At 68.2% G+C, this 18,626-nt stretch carries 15 protein-coding genes and 1 pseudogene; 4 read left to right on the top strand and 12 right to left on the bottom strand.

Features of this window, described 5'->3' with window-relative positions; translation table 11 throughout:
- Positions 1 to 14 precede the first annotated feature (14 nt).
- The 6 genes from AGI3411_RS24520 to AGI3411_RS24495 all read right to left on the bottom strand — a co-directional run bounded on the left by AGI3411_RS24520 (position 15) and on the right by AGI3411_RS24495 (position 7,386).
- Positions 15 to 1,133 carry a methyltransferase gene (locus AGI3411_RS24520; RefSeq protein ID WP_129529925.1) on the bottom strand — a complete coding sequence of 373 codons (1,119 nt, stop codon included), beginning with the start codon at positions 1,131 to 1,133 and terminating at the stop codon, positions 15 to 17.
- A gap of 108 nt (positions 1,134 to 1,241) precedes the next feature.
- A complete protein-coding gene (locus AGI3411_RS24515) occupies positions 1,242 to 1,499 on the bottom strand; it encodes a formate dehydrogenase subunit delta (protein ID WP_129529924.1) in 258 nt (85 codons plus the stop codon).
- A gap of 17 nt (positions 1,500 to 1,516) precedes the next feature.
- A complete protein-coding gene (gene fdhD / locus AGI3411_RS24510) occupies positions 1,517 to 2,341 on the bottom strand; it encodes a formate dehydrogenase accessory sulfurtransferase FdhD (RefSeq protein ID WP_129529923.1) in 825 nt (274 codons plus the stop codon).
- A 29-nt stretch (positions 2,342 to 2,370) separates the two neighbouring features.
- The gene (gene fdhF / locus AGI3411_RS24505; protein WP_129529922.1) at positions 2,371 to 5,247 is read right to left on the bottom strand and encodes a formate dehydrogenase subunit alpha; all 2,877 of its coding nucleotides are present in this window, start codon (positions 5,245 to 5,247) and stop codon (positions 2,371 to 2,373) included.
- 13 nt (positions 5,248 to 5,260) lie between these two features.
- A complete protein-coding gene (locus tag AGI3411_RS24500; RefSeq protein ID WP_129529921.1) occupies positions 5,261 to 6,832 on the bottom strand; it encodes a formate dehydrogenase beta subunit in 1,572 nt (523 codons plus the stop codon).
- Positions 6,829 to 7,386: a formate dehydrogenase subunit gamma gene (locus AGI3411_RS24495; protein ID WP_165359263.1), complete on the bottom strand. Its 558-nt coding sequence runs from the start codon at positions 7,384 to 7,386 to the stop codon at positions 6,829 to 6,831. The genes AGI3411_RS24500 and AGI3411_RS24495 overlap by 4 nt, the downstream gene beginning before the upstream one ends.
- Before the next feature lie 136 nt (positions 7,387 to 7,522).
- Here AGI3411_RS24495 and AGI3411_RS24490 point away from each other — a divergent pair, with 136 nt between their 5' ends.
- Together AGI3411_RS24490 and moaA are read left to right on the top strand one after the other, a co-directional pair.
- Positions 7,523 to 8,623 (top strand): substrate-binding domain-containing protein, encoded by a 1,101-nt coding sequence (locus AGI3411_RS24490; RefSeq protein ID WP_129529920.1) that lies wholly within the window; start codon positions 7,523 to 7,525, stop codon positions 8,621 to 8,623.
- Positions 8,624 to 8,630: 7 nt separating this feature from the next.
- Entirely contained in the window at positions 8,631 to 9,734 is a 1,104-nt protein-coding gene (gene moaA / locus AGI3411_RS24485; protein ID WP_129529919.1) for a GTP 3',8-cyclase MoaA, read from the top strand.
- Positions 9,735 to 9,798: 64 nt separating this feature from the next.
- On the opposite strand, the gene AGI3411_RS24480 is transcribed toward moaA, so the two are convergent.
- The 5 genes and pseudogenes from AGI3411_RS24480 to moaC all read right to left on the bottom strand — a co-directional run bounded on the left by AGI3411_RS24480 (position 9,799) and on the right by moaC (position 12,815).
- The gene (locus AGI3411_RS24480) at positions 9,799 to 11,004 is read right to left on the bottom strand and encodes a molybdopterin molybdotransferase MoeA (RefSeq protein ID WP_129529918.1); all 1,206 of its coding nucleotides are present in this window, start codon (positions 11,002 to 11,004) and stop codon (positions 9,799 to 9,801) included.
- A gap of 3 nt (positions 11,005 to 11,007) precedes the next feature.
- Complete coding sequence (moaB, locus tag AGI3411_RS24475) at positions 11,008 to 11,529, bottom strand: molybdenum cofactor biosynthesis protein B (RefSeq protein WP_129529917.1); 522 nt, start codon at positions 11,527 to 11,529, stop codon at positions 11,008 to 11,010.
- A gap of 107 nt (positions 11,530 to 11,636) precedes the next feature.
- A pseudogene (locus AGI3411_RS24470) lies at positions 11,637 to 12,089 on the bottom strand (molybdenum cofactor biosynthesis protein MoaE); the annotation flags it as partial.
- A gap of 5 nt (positions 12,090 to 12,094) precedes the next feature.
- Positions 12,095 to 12,346 carry a MoaD/ThiS family protein gene (locus tag AGI3411_RS24465; RefSeq protein WP_129529916.1) on the bottom strand — a complete coding sequence of 84 codons (252 nt, stop codon included), beginning with the start codon at positions 12,344 to 12,346 and terminating at the stop codon, positions 12,095 to 12,097.
- Entirely contained in the window at positions 12,327 to 12,815 is a 489-nt protein-coding gene (gene moaC, locus AGI3411_RS24460; RefSeq protein ID WP_129529915.1) for a cyclic pyranopterin monophosphate synthase MoaC, read from the bottom strand. The genes AGI3411_RS24465 and moaC overlap by 20 nt, the downstream gene beginning before the upstream one ends.
- A 171-nt stretch (positions 12,816 to 12,986) precedes the next feature.
- Between moaC and AGI3411_RS24455 the strand changes: the two genes are divergently transcribed.
- Both AGI3411_RS24455 and AGI3411_RS24450 read left to right on the top strand, forming a co-directional pair.
- Positions 12,987 to 16,565 carry a DUF748 domain-containing protein gene (locus AGI3411_RS24455; protein WP_129529914.1) on the top strand — a complete coding sequence of 1,193 codons (3,579 nt, stop codon included), beginning with the start codon at positions 12,987 to 12,989 and terminating at the stop codon, positions 16,563 to 16,565.
- Between the two features lie 60 nt (positions 16,566 to 16,625).
- The gene (locus AGI3411_RS24450) at positions 16,626 to 17,504 is read left to right on the top strand and encodes a dienelactone hydrolase family protein (RefSeq protein WP_129529913.1); all 879 of its coding nucleotides are present in this window, start codon (positions 16,626 to 16,628) and stop codon (positions 17,502 to 17,504) included.
- Positions 17,505 to 18,028: 524 nt separating this feature from the next.
- Here AGI3411_RS24450 and AGI3411_RS24445 read toward each other — a convergent pair.
- Complete coding sequence (locus tag AGI3411_RS24445; RefSeq protein ID WP_129529912.1) at positions 18,029 to 18,451, bottom strand: hypothetical protein; 423 nt, start codon at positions 18,449 to 18,451, stop codon at positions 18,029 to 18,031.
- Positions 18,452 to 18,626 lie beyond the last annotated feature (175 nt).

The raw sequence follows: 18,626 nt of genomic DNA, 5'->3' as shown, positions 1-18,626 counted from the left end.
GCGCGCCGGGCTTCTTATGCGGCGGCCAGGCGCCAGAGCGACGTGACTTCCTTCGAGCGCGCCGCATACAGCGGGTCGGACGGATCCTTGGCGCGGCCGTGCGTGGGCCGGGTATCCATCCGGTCCACGACGCGCAGGCCCGCCAGTCGGAACATCTCCAGGAGCTGTTCACGGCTGCGCAGGCCCAGGTGTTCGGCCAGGTCGGACAAAATCAGCCAGCCTTCGCCCGCCGGCGCCAGGTGCGCGGCCAGGCCGTCCAGGAAGCCGCGCAGCATGCGGCTGTCGGGATCGTAGACGGCGTGCTCCACGGGCGAGCTGGGGCGCGCGGGAAGCCAGGGCGGATTGCAGACGATCAGCGATGCCCGGCCTTCGGGGTACAGGTCGACGCGTGCGAGCTCCACCTGGTTTTGCAGGCCGAGCCGCTCCAGGTTGTCCTGGGCGCAGGCCAGCGCGCGGGGATCCTGGTCCGTGCCGACGATGCGCCTGACGCCGCGCCGCGCCAGTACGGCCGCCAGTACGCCGGTGCCCGTGCCGATATCGAACGCCGTGCCGCCGGGCGGCAGCGGCGCGCGCGCCACCAGGTCCACGTATTCGCCGCGCACGGGCGAGAACACGCCGTAGTGGGGGTGAATGCGGGCGCCCAGCGCGGGGATTTCCACGCCCTTCTTGCGCCACTCGAAGGCGCCGATCAGGCCCAGCAGTTCCCGCAGGGACGCCACATAGGGCTCGGCGGCGGGGCCGTGGGCGGCTTCGCAGGCCTGCCGCGCGTCGGGCGCGCGGCGCAGGGGGATGCCGTGGCCGGCCTCGAAGGGAATCAGCAGCATGCCGAGGATGCGCGCGCGCTGCGACTGGATCTGGCGGTGCTGGTTGAAGGCGTCGAGCAGCGTGTCCACGGGCTTGCGGGGGCGTTTGTCGACGCGGCGCGTCATGGCCTGAAGCAGCTGCCGCGCATTCTGGTAATCGCCGCGCCACAGCAGGCCGACGCCTTCGCAGGCCTGGCGGTACGCCATGTCGGCGGTCAGGGTGTCGTCCACGACCACGACGCGTTTGGGCGGCGCGGCACCGCTTTCGGAACGCCAGCGGGCGGCGTGCGGAGTCTGGTTTTCTTCCCAGCGGATTTCAGGAAGGGTCAACGTATCGCTCCAGCAGGTTGGGGCGCGCGGGGCAGGGAATTCATCGGGACGCAAGAGAAAAGGGGCGCGGGTTGCCAATGTAGCAGCTTCGCGCCCCGCCGCGCCGCGTTACTGCGCGCGGGCGAGCGGCGTGAGGCGCTGGCGGTTCTGCGTCACCGCCTCCAGCACCAGGGGGTGCAGGTGCTCGTGGCCGGCGTCGCCGTCGGGCTGCCGCGCCAGGAAGCCCAGGAGTTCGTTGCGCATGCGCGGCTCCCAGAATTTGTGGATGTGATTGGCCACACCTTCCTGTGCTTCCTGCCGGTCGGGCATCGCTTCGAAGAACTGGCCGATGCGGTTGGCCATGCGGATGAGGTTGCCGATTTCCATGCTGCGTGAGATCCGGTTCAGGTAATGATGCGTTCAGGGTGGGAGTACAGCGTGGCGTCGTCCCCCCGCAGGAAGCCGAGCAGCGTCACGTTGGCGTCGTTCGCCAGGCGGATGGCCAGCGAGGTGGGCGCGGACACGGCCGCCAGCACCCTGACGCCGGCCGCCGCCGTTTTCTGCACCATCTCGAAACTGGCCCGGCTGGATACGGCGAGGATGCCGTCGCCCGCGCGCACGCCTTGGCGCGCGAGCGCGCCGACGAGCTTGTCCAGGGCATTGTGGCGGCCTACGTCCTCGCGCACCAACGCCACCGTTCCCTCGGCGCCGGCCCAGCCCGCGGCGTGCGTGGCCCCGGTGATGTCGTGCAGCGCCTGGCGCGCGCGGATGTCGCGCATGGCGGCCAGCACCGCCTGGAAGCTGACGGGCGCAGGGTTGGCGACGGGCGCCACCGGCCGCAGCACTTCCGGCAGCGTTTCCACGCCGCACAGCCCGCAACCCGTGCGGCCGGCCATGGCGCGCCGCCGGGATCTCAGCCGTACCTCGCAGGCCGTGGAGATTTCCACTTGCACCACGATGCCGTCGGGCTGCGGCAGCAGGTCGATGCCGCGCACGTCGCCGATGCCGCCGATGATGCCTTCGGACAGCGAGAAGCCCACGGCGAAATCTTCGAGATCGGCGGGCGTTGCCAGCATGGTGGCGTGGCTGACGCCGTTGAACTCGAGCGCCACCGGCGTTTCCAGGGCGACGTAGTCGGGTTCGGCGCCGGGCTCGAGGGCGCCCGCGCGCAGGCGGGTGACCTGGACCTGCGCGCAGTCGGAACGGGAGGAAGGCAGAGGCGGGGGCATGGATGCGTTGCTGCGGTTCTGTAAGGCGGTCACTTCCCGGTCAGCGCCGCTTCGTTCTCGCGCTCCCGTTCATGCAGGAGCTTTTGCTGGATGTCCGCGAAGCGCGACCATTGGCGCTGCCATTCCGAGGGCTGGGAAACGCGCGTGACCTGCACGGCGGTCACCTTGTACTCGGGGCAGTTGGTGGCCCAGTCGGAGCTGTCGGTCGTGACGACGTTGGCGCCGGACTCGGGGAAATGGAAGGTGGTGTACACCACGCCCGGCTGCACCCGGTCGGTCAGCGTGGCGCGCAGCACGGTCTCGCCCGCGCGGCTCTGCACGCCGACCCAGTCCCCGTCGCGCACGCCGCGGTCTTCGGCGTCCTGCGGATGCAGCTCCAGCAGATCCTCGCCGTGCCACACCACGTTGGGCGTGCGCCGGGTCTGCGCGCCCACGTTGTATTGCGACAGGATGCGGCCCGTCGTCAGCAGCAGCGGAAAACGGCGCGTGCTGCGTTCGTCGGTGGGCACGTACTTGGTGATCATGAATCTGCCCTTGCCGCGCACGAACTCGTCGATGTGCATGATGGGCGTGCCTTCCGGCGCCTCGCCGTTGCACGGCCATTGCAGGCTGCCCAGCTTGTCCAGCTTGTCGTAGGTGACGCCGGCGAACGTCGGCGTCAGGCGGGCGATCTCGTCCATGATCTCGCCGGGATGGCGGTAGTTCATGGGGTAGCCCAGCGCATTGGACAGCGCCACCGTCACTTCCCAATCGGACTTGCCGTTCTTGGGCGCCATCACCTTGCGCACCCGCGAGATGCGGCGCTCGGCGTTGGTGAAGGTGCCGTCCTTTTCCAGGAACGAGGAACCGGGCAGGAACACATGCGCGTACTTGGCGGTTTCGTTCAGGAACAGGTCCTGCACCACGATGCACTCCATGGCCGCGAGCGAAGCGGCCACATGCTGTGTGTTGGGATCGGACTGCACGATGTCTTCGCCCTGGCAGTACAGGCCCTTGAACGATCCTGCGAGCGCGGCCTCGAACATGTTGGGGATGCGCAGGCCCGGCTCGGGCTGCAGGGTCACGCCCCAGTCCCGCTCGAACTCGCCGCGCACGGCGTCGTCGGAGATGTGGCGGTAGCCCGGCAACTCGTGCGGGAACGACCCCATGTCGCACGACCCCTGCACGTTGTTCTGTCCGCGCAATGGGTTCACGCCCACGCCTTCGCGGCCGACGTTGCCGGTGGCCATTGCCAGGTTGGCGATCGCCATGACGGTGGTCGAGCCCTGGCTGTGTTCCGTCACGCCCAGGCCGTAGTAGATGGAGCCGTTGCCGCCCGTGGCGTACAGCCGCGCCGCGCCGCGCACGGACTGCGCGGGCACGCCTGTGATTTCTTCCATCGCTTCCGGCGAGTTCTCAGGCAGGGATACGAAGTCGCGCCATTCCTTGAAGGACTTGGCTTCGCAGCGTGCGGCGACGAAGGCCTCGTCGATCAGGCCCTCGGTGGCGATCACGTGCGCCAGCGAGGACAGCAGCGCGGTATTGGTGCCCGGACGGACCTGCAGGTGGAAGTCGGCCTTGATGTGCGGCGAGCTTACGAGCTCGATGCGGCGCGGGTCGATCACGATCAGGCGGGCGCCCTGGCGCAGGCGGCGCTTCAGGCGCGAGGCGAACACCGGGTGGCCGCTGCTGGGGTTGGCGCCCATGACGATCACCACGTCGGTATGCATGACCGAGTCGAACGTCTGCGTGCCGGCGGATTCGCCCAGGGTCTGCTTCAGGCCATAGCCGGTAGGCGAATGGCAGACCCGCGCGCAGGTGTCGACGTTGTTCGTGCCGAACGCCGCGCGCACCAGCTTCTGCACCAGCCAGGTTTCTTCGTTGGTGCAGCGCGACGAGGTGATGCCGCCGACCGCGTCGCGGCCATGTTCTTCCTGGATGCGGCGGAATTCGGCGGCCGCGTAGCCGATGGCCTCGTCCCAGGACACTTCTTTCCAGGGATCGGTGATGTGCTTGCGGATCATGGGCTTCAACACGCGCTCTTTGTGCGTGGCGTAGCCCCAGGCGAAGCGGCCCTTCACGCAGGAATGGCCGCGGTTGGCCTGGCCGTCTTTCCAGGGCACCATGCGCACCACTTCCTGTCCCTTCATCTCGGCCTTGAAGCCGCAGCCCACGCCGCAATAGGCGCAGGTGGTGATGACCGAGTGCTCGGCCTGGCCCATCATGATGACGGTCTTTTCCTGCAGGGTCGAGGTGGGACAGGCCTGCACGCAGGCGCCGCAGGACACGCATTCGCTGTCCAGGAACGGCTGGTCCTGCCCTGGCGATACGCGCGAGTCGAAGCCCTTGCCGGAGATCGTCAGCGCGAACGTGCCCTGCGTTTCCTCGCAGGCGCGCACGCACCGGTTGCAGACGATGCACTTCGACGGGTCGTAGCTGAAGTACGGGTTGGACTCGTCTTTTTCGCTTTGCAGGTGGTTGGCGCCGCCGTAGCCGTAGCGTACGTCGCGCAAGCCCACCACGCCCGCCATGTCTTGCAGTTCGCAATCGCCGTTGGCCGGACAGGTCAGGCAGTCCAGCGGATGGTCGGAGATGTAGAGCTCCATCACGCCGCGCCGCAAATCATGCAGCTTCGGCGTCTCGGTGTAGACGACCATGCCGTCTTCAGCCGGCGTCGTGCACGAGGCCGGGTAGCCCCGGCGGCCCTCGATCTGCACCAGGCAAAGCCGGCACGAGCCGAAGGCTTCCAGGCTGTCCGTCGCGCACAGCTTGGGGATATTGATGCCGGCCTCCGCGGCCGCGCGCATCAGCGACGTGCCGGCCGGTACGGTGATGGCCTGGCCGTCGATGGAAAGGGTGACGGTTTCGACGGACTCGCGCGCCGGCGTGCCCATGTCGCGATCGCGCTTGATGACGGTTTCTAGCATGACGGTCTCGGGGTCAGGCCGCGTGCGCGGCAGGCTGGGAGGAGGGGATGCCGAAGTCCTGCGGGAAATGGTTCAGGGCGGACAGCACGGGGTAGGGCGCCATGCCCCCCAGCGCGCAGAGCGAGCCGGCCAGCATGGTGTCGCACAGGTCGCGCAGCAGGTGCACCTGCTGTTCGCGGCCGGGGCCGCCTGCCGCGATTTTGTCGAGGGTTTCCACGCCGCGTGTGGAACCGATGCGGCAGGGCGTGCACTTGCCGCAGGATTCGATGGCGCAGAACTCCATCGCGTAGCGCGCCATGCGCGCCATGTCGACCGTGTCGTCGAAGGCTACCAGCCCGCCGTGGCCGATCATGGCTGAGATCTGGACATAGGCTTCGTAGTCCAGCGGCACGTCCCATTGCGACTCCGGCAGGTAGGCGCCCAGCGGCCCGCCCACCTGCACCGCGCGCAGCGGGCGTCCGGAGGCGCTGCCGCCACCGAAGCCGTACAGCAGGTCGCGCAGGGTCAGGCCGAACGCCTTTTCCACCAGCCCGCCGTGCTTGAGATTGCCCGCCAGCTGGAAGGGCAGCGTGCCGTGCGAACGGCCCACGCCATAGTCGCGGTAGTAGGCCGCGCCCTTGGCCAGGATGATCGGCACGGTGGCCAGCGAAATTACGTTGTTGATGACGGTGGGCTTGCCGAACAGGCCCGAGACGGCGGGCAGCGGCGGCTTGGCGCGGACCACGCCGCGCTTGCCCTCGATGCTTTCGAGCAGGGAGGTTTCTTCGCCGCAGATGTACGCGCCTGCTCCCACGCGCACTTCCAGGTCGAAGCGGCGGCCGCTGCCGTGCACGTCGCCGCCCAGCCAGCCCACGCTGCGGGCCCGCGCGATCGCGGCTTCCAGCGTGTCGATGGCCTGGGGATACTCCGAGCGCACGTAGATATAGCCGTAGGTGGCGCCCACCGCAAGGCCGGCGATGGTCATGCCCTCGATCAGCACGTAGGGGTCGCCTTCCATCAGCAGGCGGTCGGCGAAGGTGCCGGAATCGCCTTCGTCCGCGTTGCAGACGATGTACTTCTGGCTGGCGGCCGCCGCGGCCACGGTTTTCCATTTGATGCCGGTCGGAAACGCCGCGCCGCCCCGGCCGCGCAGGCCCGACGCCACCAGCTCCTCGACGATTTGTTCCGGCGCCATGGCCAGGGCACGCTTGAGCCCTTGCAGGCCGCCGTGCGCGGCGTAGTCCTGCAGGGACAACGGGTCGGTCACGCCGACCCGCGCGAAGGTCAGGCGCTCTTGATGTTTCAGGTAGGGAATGGCTTCCGTCAGGCCCAGGCGCAGCGCGTGTTCGTCGCCCGCCAGCCAGCCGGCATCGAACAGCCCGGCGACGTCTTCGGGCTGCACGGGGCCGTAGGCGACGCGCCCTTGCGGCGTGGCGATCTCGACCAGGGGTTCCAGCCAGAGCAGGCCGCGCGAGCCGTTGCGCACGATCTGCACGGGCAGGCCGCGCTGATCCGCGATGCGTTCGATGTCCCGGGCCACCGCGTCCGCGTCCATGGCCAGGGCCGCGGCGTCGCGCGGCACATAGATGACGATGGGGGCGCTCATGGCGTGGTCTCCAGCGTGCGGGCCAGCAGGCGGTCCAGTTTCTCGGGGGTGACGCGGGCCTGCGGGCGGCCGTCGATCATGACGGCCGGCGACTGGGCGCACAGCCCCAGGCAATACACCGGCTCCAGCGAAAAATTGCCGTCGGGCGAACGGGCGTGGAAATCGCAGCCCAGCGCCTCGCGCGCGTGATCGGCCAGGCGGTCGCCGCCCATGGCCTGGCACGATTCGGCCCGGCAGACCTCCAGCTTGTGGCGCGCAGCGGGTTCGCTGCGGAAATGCGGATAGAACGTGATGACGCCGTGGACCTCGGCGCGGGACAGGTTCAGGGCCTCGGCGATGGTTTGCACCGCCGAGGCCGGGATACAGCCCAATTCGTGCTGGACCGCGTGCAGCACGGGAAGCAGGGGGCCTGGCTGGTCTTTCAGCCGGGCAAGGATGCGGGCGGTGGCCGCGATGGCCGGGGTGGGGGACGCCTGGGCCGCGTCCAGGGCCATCTGGCCGCCGCGGGCGCCGCCGCTGGACGCCAGATCGGATGTTGCCTCGCGCTGTTGCACGTCGGTCTCCTCCTGCTGTTGTGCTGGACGGGGTGCTGTGCGGGATTTATATGTTTTAAAAAGCACATAAATAGCCTCGGCCCCGTGTTATTTTTGTACTTTATCCAGGTAATCGCGCGTCTTCAATAAGAAATAAATGACATATAAGTTCCGTATCGGCCTGCGCCCGCAGTGGATGCTGGGCAGCGGCGACGAGTCGGTCCCCGTGCCTTTGCAGGACATGCTGGCGCTTCTGGCTGCCATCGACGCCACGGGCAACATCGCCGGCGCCTGCCGCGCCTGCGGGCTGTCGTACCGGCATGCCTGGGGCGTGCTGCGGCGTTTCGAGGGCATCTTCGGCACGCAGCTGCTCATTACCAACCGCCGCCAGGGAACCCAGCTGGCGCCGTTCGCCCAGCGCCTGCTGTGGGCCAACCGGCGCATCGAGGCGCGCCTGATGCCCACGCTGGACAGCATGGCGTCGGAACTGCAGGAAGAGCTCGAGCGCCTGCTGCCCGAGAGCGGCCCGCACCTCCGGCTGCACGCCAGCCACGGTTTCGCGGTGGAGTCGCTGATGCAGCACATGGGCAGCCGCAAGCCCGGCCTGGAACTGCGCTACCGCACCGCAATCGAGGCGCTGGCCTCGCTGGAGCGCCACGAATGCGACCTGGCGGGCTTCCAGGTGCCGCTAGGCGACTTCGAGGCGCCCATCATGGGGCGCTACGCGCAATGGCTGCACCCGGACGAAAACGTGCTCATCCACCTTGCGGTGCGCAATGCCGGCCTGTTCGTCACCGCCGGCAACCCCAAGGGCATACGCGGCATGGCGGACCTGGCGCGCCCGGACGTGCGCTTCGTCAACCGCCAGATCGGCTCCAGCACGCGCTACCTGGTGGAACTGATGCTGCAGCGCGCGGGGGTTTCGACCGGCGAGGTCCAGGGCTATGAAACCAACGAATTCACCCATATGGCCATCGCCGCGCATATCGCCAGCGGCATGGCGGACACGGGTATGGGCGTCGAGACGGCCGCCTGCCGCTTCGGGCTGGACTTCATCCCGCTCGTGCGCGAACGCTATTTCTTCGCCGTCCGCAAGTCGGCGCTCGAAACGCCCGCCATGCGCGACCTGCTGTCCATCATGCGCAGCCCCGACTATGTCGGTTACGTCGGCCAACTCGTAGGCTACGACGCCCGCGACACCGGGCGGCTGCAAACCCTTGAAGAAGCCTTCCCATCGGCGCCGGGCGCCGGGATATGATGTCCCCATGAGCAAAGTGATACTCCTTGCCGATCACCGAACCGGCCGCCCGGCTTCCGTCGTGCCCGGGGAACTGCCGCCCGACGGCCAGCCCGCGCTCGACCTGCGCGCGCGTCCCCTGCGCGATCTGCGGATATCGGTCACGGACCGCTGCAACTTCCGCTGCACGTACTGCATGCCGCGCGAAGTGTTCGACAGCAGCTATACCTTCATGCCGCATTCGGCGCTGCTCTCCTTCGAAGAAATCAGTCGCCTGGCGGGCATCTTCACCCGCCTGGGCGTGGAAAAGATCCGCCTCACGGGCGGCGAGCCGCTGCTGCGCAAGCACCTCGAGAACCTGGTGGGCCTGCTGGCCGGATTGCGCACGCCGCAAGGCCGCCCGCTGGATCTCACCCTGACCACCAACGGCAGCGTGCTGGCCCGCAAGGCCGCCGATCTTGCGCGGGCGGGGCTCACGCGCGTCACGGTCAGCCTGGACGCGCTGGATTCCGCCATGTTCCAGGGCATGAGCGACAGCGGCTTCACGCCGGACGACGTGCTGCGCGGCATCGATGCCGCCGCCGAGGCCGGCCTGGCGCCGGTGAAGGTGAACATGGTGGTGCGGCGCGGCCTGAACGACGGCCAGATCCTGCCGATGGCCGAGCGCTTCCGCAACACCGGCCATATCCTGCGCTTCATTGAATACATGGATGTCGGCAACACCAACGGCTGGAATCTTGCCGAAGTGGTGCCCAGCCAGGAAGTGCTGGACCGCATCGGTTCGGCCTATCCGATCGAGCCCATCACCGATGGCGAAATGGGCCGCGTGGCCGAACGCTGGCGCTACCTGGACGGCGGCGGCGAAATCGGCGTTATCTCCAGCGTTACGCACGCCTTCTGCGGCGGCTGTACGCGCGCGCGCCTGTCGCCCGAGGGCAAGCTCTTCCTGTGCCTGTTCGCGCACGAAGGCTATGACCTGCGGGCCCCGCTGCGCGACGGCGCAAGCGATGACGAACTGGCGCGCATCCTGGCGGGCATCTGGGCCGGGCGCGGCGACAACTATTCAGAACTGCGCGGCCGCAACATGGCCGACCCGTCCCGCAAGATCGAAATGAGCTATATCGGCGGCTGACGCCGCCGGTGCGCCCGAACCCGGTGCAAGCCGCCTGTGCGCCTGCGGTCCGGACGGCCGGCGGCTATGCCAGCCAGTGGCGCAGGTCGTAGTAGGGGACCCGGTCCTTGTCTTGCACCGGCACGTCCGCCGGGAGGCGGGCCAGGCCGGTCGACCAGGGCAGCGAGCTGATCACGCCCGACCCCTGGTTGCCATAAGGCACCAGTTCGCCGCTGCCGTCATCCGCCGCGCGGCGCTGCACGCGCAGGAATTCCTCGCGCGCGTCCTGGCGGGGCTGCTCCGTGCGCAAGGGCAATCGGCTGACCGGCGGGAAGAGGGTTTCGCGGCCCTGCATCCGGCGCACCAGCGGCGAGACCAGCATGGCGAACACCGCGTAGGCCGAGACCGGGTTGCCGGGCAGGCTGACCACGGGCTTGCCGTCGATCTTCGCCAGCGCCACCGGCTTGCCCGGCTTCATGCGCACCTTCCACAACGATAGTTCGCCGCCCAGCGTGGCCAGGGCGGGCTTGACCAGGTCGCGCTCGCCGACGGACACGCCGCCCACGGTCAGCACCAGGTCGCAGTCGGCGAGCAGCGTCTTGAAGGCCGCGAGCAGGTCTGCCTCGGTATCGCGCGCATGCAGCACGTGGACGGGCAGGGCGCCCATGCCGCGCGCGAGCGCGGCCAGCATCGGCCCGTTGGAGTTGTAGATCTGTTCCATTGCGCGCGGCTGGCCGGGCAGGACCAGCTCGTCGCCGGTGGTCAGGATGCCCATGCGCAATCGGCCGAAGACCCGCACGTTGGCCAGGCCTTGCGAGGCCAGCAGCGCCACGTGCGCGGCCTCGAGCAGCGTGCCCGTGGCCAGCAGCGGCGCGCCGGCCATGGTGTCTTCGCCGCGGCGGCGGATGTGCTGGCCGGACACGGGCTGGCGCGATATCTCCACCTGGCCGTCGGCTTCCACCGTGTCTTCCTGCATGACGACGGTATCGGCGCCGTCGGGAATCAGGCTGCCCGTGAACAGGCGGATGGCGTGGCCGGGCTTGAGCGGTTCCGGCACGTCGCCGGCGTAGCAGCGCTGCTGGATGGGCAGGCGGACGCCGGGGCCCCAGTCGGCCGTGCGCAGCGCATAGCCGTCCATGGAGCTGTTGTCGGCAGGCGGGATGTCCACGGTCGCCTGGAGGTCGGCCGCCAGCACGCGGCCGGCGGCGTCGGCCAGGCTTACTTCATCGCTGCGTTGCAGCGGACCCGCGGCATTGGCCAGCAGGGTCTGGGCTTGATCGAAATCCAGCATGGGTCAGTTGTCTTCTTCGCGGTTCTTGAATTGCGTGGCGAAATTGCAAGGGCGGTGGCGGCTGTCCAGCTGCTCGCGGAGGATCTGTTCCCAGGCGGTCTCGCAGGCGTTGTTGGAGCCGGGCAGGCAGAAGATGAGCGTGCGGTTGGCGGAGCCCGCGAAGGCTCCCGACTGGATGGCCGAGCTGCCGATGTCGGCGTGGGAGAGCTGGCGGAAGAGCTCGCCGAAGCCGGGCACATCGTGGTCAAGCAGCGGCAGTACCGCCTTTTGCGTCTGGTCGCGGGGCGCGAAGCCGGTGCCGCCGGTCGTGATGATGACCTGGACTTCCGGATCGGCGATCCATTCGCTCAGGATGCGGCGGATCTGGTAGAGGTCGTGCTTGACGATGTCGCGGCGCACGCATTGATGGCCCGCGCGCGCCAGGTTCTGGGCGAGCAGGTTGCCGGACGTGTCGTCGCCCGCGCTGCGGGTGTCGCTGACCGTCAGCACGGCGCAGGCCAGCGAAACGGGGCTTTCGTCGCTCATGGATGCTCCTTCTTTGTCGTTGAGGATTTTTTGCCGCTGGGCCGCCCCGAGGCAAAAACGGCCTCCTTGGGGGGCAGCAAGCGCGTAGCGTGCGGCGTGGGGGCCTTTTCATCCCAGGACTGCGTGCGGTCTTGGTCGGATTGGCGTTGTTCCACCCAGAAGCTGTCGCCGTCCGCGAGGGTTTCGCGTTTCCAGAAGGGAGCCCGGGTCTTGAGCGCGTCGATGATGTATTCGCAGCCTCGGAAGGCATCGCCGCGGTGGGCGCTGGCCGCCGCGACGAAGACGATCTGGGCGTTGCGCGGCAACGCGCCTACCCGGTGCACGATCACCGTGCCGTCGAGGTTCCAGCGGGCGCGGGCGGTTTCGGCGATCTCTTCGAGTTCGCGTTCGCACATGCCGGGGTAGTGCTCGAGAAAGAGCGTGTCGGTGGGCGAGTCGGGCGTGTAGTCGCGCACGTAGCCCACGAACGTGACAATGCCGCCCACGCCCGGCCCCGCGCGTTCCCGCAGCGCGGCCGTGAGCGCGGCGCCATCGAAATCGGCTTCCTGGACGCTGATCATGGCGTTCAACCTCCGGTGACGGGTTCGAATACCGCGACCTCGTCGCCCGCGCGGATGGGGGCGGACGGCTTGGCGTGGGTCTGGTTGATGGCCAGTTTCAGGCGCGCGGCGGGAGCCAGCTGGGGATAGCGTTCGCCCAGGGCGGCAAGCAACTGCGCGCCGGTGGAATCGCCTTCCACGGGCCAGGTTTCGGAGCGCTTGCCGACGAGTTCGGCCACGCGCGCGAAGTAGAGAAGATTAATCGTTGCGCCACTCACCGCTTTTTCCTCCCGCCTTGTACTTGAGGCGAACTTGTTCGATCACGATGCCCTTGTCGGCAGCCTTGCACATATCGTAGATGGTCAGCGCGGCCACGCTGCAGGCCATCATGGCTTCCATTTCCACGCCCGTCTTGTAGCTGGTGCGGCAGGTGGCCAGGATGTCGATGCGGTGCGCGGCGTCGTCCAGCGCGAACTCGACGCCGACGAAAGACAGCGGCAGGCTGTGGCAGAGCGGGATCAGCTCGGCGCAGCGCTTGGCGGCAAGGATGGCGGCCACGCGCGCGGTATTGAGGACCTCGCCTTTGCCCCGGCCCGGTTGGGTCAGCAGGCCGTAGGCCACGGCGTTCATGCGTATCCCGGCGGTGGCGATCGCCACGCGTTCGGAGTCCGTCTTGGCGATGACGTCGACCATGCGGACCTGGCCGCTTTCATCCAGATGGCTCAAGGTGGGGGTGGACGTGGACATGGGAATCGGGAGCGAGAATTGTTAATGTTTGAAAAGAGCGGCCCCGTCCGGCTGGGCAAGGCCGCTGATACGCCTATGATAGACGAGCAGTGAAGGGGGCGCGATAATCGCGCCTGTAGTCATTAGAAGGACGGAATCGCACGGCCTTCAATTCGTATCAGGAGACGCGCAATGCCCTTGCGGATGCCAAAGCTTCGGTTGACACGCCGGGTCGGCAAGATTCTTCTGGGCATCGCGGCATTCATACTGATCCTCTTCGGCGTCGCAGCCTGGCAAGTCCCCAAGGTCCTGAGCAGCGTCCTGACGCAAGACGTCTCCAAGATGATCGGCCGCGACGTTTCCGTCGGCAAGATCACGTTCAATCCCTTCACGCTGACCGTCCGCGCACGCGACCTGGCCGTGGCCCAGCCCGGCTCGCAGACGCCGCTGCTGACGCTTGCCGAACTGGACGCCAGCGCCGCCTGGACCTCGCTGTTCTGGTTCGCGCCCGTCGTCGATCGCCTGACGCTGCGCGAGCCTAACATCGCCATCGTGCGCGAGGACGTCACCCGGTTCAACTTCTCTGATATTCAGCAACGCGTGGCCGAATTGGCGGCCGCCAAGCCCGAGGAGCCGCCCAAGCCGGACGAAGGGCTGCCCCGCTTCTCGCTGAACAACATGGTCATCGAGAACGGCTCCATCACGCTGGACGACAAGGTCACCGGCCGCAAGCAGGTCATGGACGAGCTGGGCGTGGGCGTGCCGTTCATTTCGACCTTCGGCTACGCCACCGACATCGACGTGCAGCCCCGCCTGCATCTGCGCATCAACGGCAGCCCCTTCGACCTGACCGGCGTGGCCCGTCCTTTCGACGTGGTGCCGTCGTCGACCCTGCGGGTGGCGTTCAACGGCCTGCAGCTGGAAAAGTGGGCCGACGTCTGGCCCATGCCGCTGCCGTTCAAGGTCGAGAGCGCGCTGCTGGATTCCAACCTGCAGGTCGTGTTCGAACAGCCCAAGGACGCGCCGCCCAAGATCCGCGTCGTGGGCGACCTGGGGCTGCGCCGGCTCGACCTGCGCGATACCGCGGGCCAGGGCCTGGCGGCATGGAGCGCGCTGACCGTCAGCCGCCTGGAACTGGAACCGATCGCGCGCCGCGTCTATGTGGGCGAGGTTGGGCTCTGGGCGCCGCAGATCCACGTGCGCCGCTACGCCAACGAACATCTGAACTGGCTGGACGTGGTCGCCCAGCTGAAACAGCTAGGCGGCGTCGAGCCCACCGCCACGCCCGTGGCGGACAAGCTCAGGAAGGCCAGCGGGCTGAATCCGTCGGCAAAGAAGGCGGCGGACCCGGCGGCTGCCCCGGCCGCCGCGCCGGCCGCCGCCCAGGCCGCGGCGCCGGAACCGGCCGCGGCTGCTCCCGCTGGTGCCGTCGCTCCGGCTGCTCCAGCCGTGGCGGGCGCCGGGGGTGCGCCCGCGGCACCCACCACGCTTGCCGCGCCGGCGGCTCCCGCGGAATGGACGGTGGCGCTGGACGCCTTCAACCTGCACGAAGGCGAGGTGTACGTCACCGATGCGATCAGCAAGCTGGACTACGTCATGACGGGCCTGGCGGCCACGGTCGAGGGCGTGGCCCTGCCGCAGGTAAAGGACGAGCCCATCAACCTGTGGCTGACAATGGACAACAGCACCGACGGCGGCTGGCTGCGCGCCAAGGGGCCGCTGGTGCTGAAGCCGCTGTCGCTGGAACTGGGCGTGCGTCTGGGCAACATCGCGCTGGCGCCCCTGTCTCCGGCGGTTCGCAGCGCGGCGCCGATCGCGCTGCTGGACGGCCGCCTGGGCGCGGCGGCGCAGGTGCATGTGCGCGAGCGCAACGGCGCGGTGGATGCATCCGCGACCGCGGTGCAGGCCGATCTCACCCAATTCAAGGCGCGCGACGAATCCCTCAAGCCCGCGCTGGACATTGTCCTGCAAAGCCTGCACGTGACCGCCGACCGCCTTGCCATGGGGCCTGGCCAGAGCAATTTCACGCTGGCGGCGGCGGGCATCCAGGGCAACGGCAAGCTGGACCTGAAGGGCGCTTTCACGCCGCAGCCCCTGGCCGTGAAGACGTCGGTGGATTTGTCGGAACTGAACGTCGCGTCCTTCGCGCCGTACGCGGCCTCCAGTCTGAACGCCACTGTGCGCGCCATCACGCTGGGCGCGAAGGGCGACGCGGAATTCGCGGCGGCGGCCGGCAATACGCCGCTGAAGGCCAGCTGGAAGGGGGGCGTCGAAGTCACGGGCGTCGACCTCCAGGACCGCGTCAACAACGACGACTTCCTGAATTGGAAGCGGCTGGGCTTCTCGGGCATGGACATCTCGGTGGCGGGCGACAAGATCGGCGCCAGGCTGGGCGACATCGCGCTCGAGGATTTCTACGGCCGTGTGCTGCTCAATGCGCAGGGGCGCCTGAACGTCATGGACCTGGTGGCGGCGCCGGGCCAGGCGGGCGGGTCCATCACGCAGGACACGCAAGCGCCGGGCCGCAACGCAGCGCCGCCGCCCGCGCCGTCCGCCAAGGGCGGCGGGGGCAGCGCCATGCCCGATATCGCGGTCAACAGCGTCACCCTGAAGCGCGGCCGCATGACCTTCACCGACCGCTTCGTGAAGCCCAACTACGTGGCCGAACTGTCCAGCGTCGAGGGGGCGATCACGGCGGTCTCGTCCACCAATCCCCAGCCGGCCAAGGTGAAGGTCACCGGCCGCGTCTACACGACCGCGCCGCTGTCGATCAGCGGCATCGTGCAGCCGTTCGCCAAGTACCTGTCGCTGGACCTGAAGGCTTCGGCCAAGGGCGTGGACCTGCCGCGCTTCAATACCTATTCCGCCAAGTACGTGGGCTATCCGATCAAGCGCGGCAAGCTGTCGGTCGACCTGGAATACAAGATCAAGGACCGCGCGCTGCAGGCGACCAACCACGTGGTGCTCAACCAGCTGACCTTCGGCGACAAGACGAACAGCCCCGATGCGACCAAGCTGCCCGTGCTGCTGGCGGTGGCCTTGCTGAAGGATTCGCGCGGCAATATCGACATCAACCTGCCGATTTCCGGATCGCTGGACGACCCCGAGTTCTCGGTAGGCGGCATTGTCGTCCGCGTGCTGATGAACCTGGTGGTCAAGGCCGTGACCTCGCCCTTCAGCCTGCTGGCCTCGGCCTTCGGCGGCGGCGAAGAGCTGTCCTATGTGGAATTCGCGCCCGGCAGCGCGGCGCTCACGGAAGACAGCGTGCAGCGCATCGACACGCTGACCAAGGCGCTGCTGGACCGTCCCGCGCTGAAAATGGACATCAGCGGCCGCGCCGACCCCAAGACCGACATGGAAGGCCTGCGCCAGGCCTGGGTCGACGGCCAGATCCGGGCCGCCAAAGCCGCCGACACCGCGCCGCGCGGCAAGAAGCCGAATCCGGCGGGCGTGCAGGTATCGGACGCCGAGCGCGCCAAGTACCTGGAAGAGGTCTACGACGACACGGACATCAAGGACAAGCCGCGCAACTTCATCGGCATGGCCAAGTCCGTGCCGGCGGAGCAGATGGAGGAGATGCTGCGCAGCGTGGCGCCCGTAGGCGAAGAGCAGCTGCGGCAATTGGCGGATGCCCGCGCGCAGGCGGTTTATGAGAAGCTGCAAGCCCAGGAAGGACTCGCGGAACGGGTGTTCATCGTTGCGTCGCAACTGGACGCCGAAGGCATCAAGGACGAGGGGCAGCCCTCGCGCGTGGACTTCTCCCTGAAGTGAACCCGGCTGGCCGCGGGGGCGTCCGGACGCTCTCGGCCGGCCTTTGCCAGGAGATGCTCGATGAAAGACCAGGACGCGCAGTTCGACAGCCTGCTTCCGCCCCTGCGGCTGGACCGGCGGGGGTTCATCGCCACGTCGGTGGCGGCAGGATTTTCGCTAGCGGCCGGCCAGGCCGTGGCGCAAACCGCCATTTCGACCGATGCCGGCGGCCTGCTGGCGGGCAAGATCGATATCCCTGCCCCGGACGGCAAGATCCCCGCCTACCGCGCGGCGCCGCAGGGCAAAAAGAACCTGCCCACCCTGATGGTGGTGTCGGAAATCTTCGGGGTGCACGAGTACATCCAGGACGTGTGCCGCCGCCTGGCGCACCAAGGCTACCTCGCCATCGCGCCCGAGCTGTTCGCGCGGCAGGGCGATCCGTCCAAATACACCGAGATCCCCAAGCTGCAGGCGGAAGTGATCGGCAAGGTGCCGGACGCCCAGGTCCAGGGCGACCTGGACGCCACGGCGGCATGGGCCGCGGCCAACGGCGGCGACCCGGACAAACTGGGCATCCTGGGTTTCTGCTGGGGCGGCCGCCAGGTCTGGCTGTATGCCGCGCACAATCCCAAGCTGAAAGCCGGCGCGGCCTGGTACGGGCAGCTGGCGGGCGAGCCAAGCGACCTGAAACCCAAGTCCGTGCTCAGCCTGGTGAACGAACTGAAGGCCCCGGTGCTGGGCGCCTATGGCGGCAAGGACGCGGGGATCCCGCAGACCGACGTGGACCGCATGCGGATCGCATTGGCCCAGGGGCCGGCGCCAGCCAAGGCATCCCGGATCGACGTCTACCCCGAAGCGCCGCACGCTTTCCACGCAGACTATCGGCCGTCCTACCGCAAGGCCGAGGCCGAGCAGGCCTGGACCCGGATGCTGGACTGGTTCAAGCAGAACGGGCTCTGAGCTTTTTTTGCTGGCATCGCAAGCCGGGGGGCAGACACTGGCGGGGGTGGTGTTGTCGCGTTGGTGTCAGACACCGGCTGGCAATCAGCGTCAACAGCGCGCGAGCGGCACCATCACGACGCAAGACACCGCGTAAGCCCCAAAAGGCCGCCCGCGCGGCCGACCTGGGGCGGGCACCGCAAGATCTTCCGCCCCCCCTCCCTGTGCCGGCAGAAAAATGCCAAGCACGCCATTCCCCCCAGCGGCCGCGAAGTTTCAAGTGGCAGAGCCTGGTGTGCCGGGGCCCGGGGTGCGCGGGGAGTCGATAAGCCCGAGGGAAACCGAAGGGAGCCGGAGGCGGACGAGGTTGACGATGGGGAAGCCCGGAGCGAAGGCTCCGGGCCGCAATCGTTGACCCGCGCGCCCCGGGCCCCGGCACGCCAGGCGCCTCAAGGCCCCGCAGCCTCAGCAGCCTCAGCAACCTCAGCAGCCTCAGCAGAACCAGCAGAACCAAGAACCGTCAGCCCTCGCAAAAAAACTACCCCTTACTTAGCACTCTCCCCCGGCAACCCATCATTCACCTCGGCCAACGCACCCTTCATCTCCTCATACCCCATCACGCGTTCATTCTGGAACCCGCCCAGCACACCCCGGCAACCGTCCACGCCGGAACGTTTCATTTCGTCCATCATCGTCTTGCCTTCCGCCTGCCCCTTCTGGAACAGCGCGTCGTAGCCGTTCGCCGAAAACCCGTATTCCTGGGCGTACTGGAGCAGGTTCTTGCGGGAGGTGGCCTGGTGCTGGGCCAGGTCGGGTTCGGAGGCGCCGCAGGCGCGGGCCGCGCCATTGGATGCGCCCGCGGCCATGACGAAGGCGTCGTACTGGACCTGCTCGCTAGCGTCCGGGGCCGCCCAGGCCGGGGCGGCTGCGCCCAGCACCCAGGCCAGGCCGGTCAAGATCTTGCGCATCGGTGAATCTCCGCTTGGCGCCCGTTCGCCTGCTGGCGGCGTCCGCGGGCAAGGATTTCCGCCACATTATGGCAATCAGCCGTTTCCAGGCCATGAGGGGGCGGTGTGGAGTCGTTTCAGACTGTGCATCTTCTTTTCCCGGGGCGCCCAATGCAGCAGGGCGGCTCCGCAAGAA

Origin of the sequence: Achromobacter agilis (genome assembly GCF_900496965.1) — a bacterium.
Taxonomy (GTDB): domain Bacteria; phylum Pseudomonadota; class Gammaproteobacteria; order Burkholderiales; family Burkholderiaceae_B; genus Achromobacter; species Achromobacter agilis.
The sequence above is the reverse complement of the archived record's forward strand: the minus strand, read 5'-3'. Positions and strand labels throughout refer to the sequence as shown.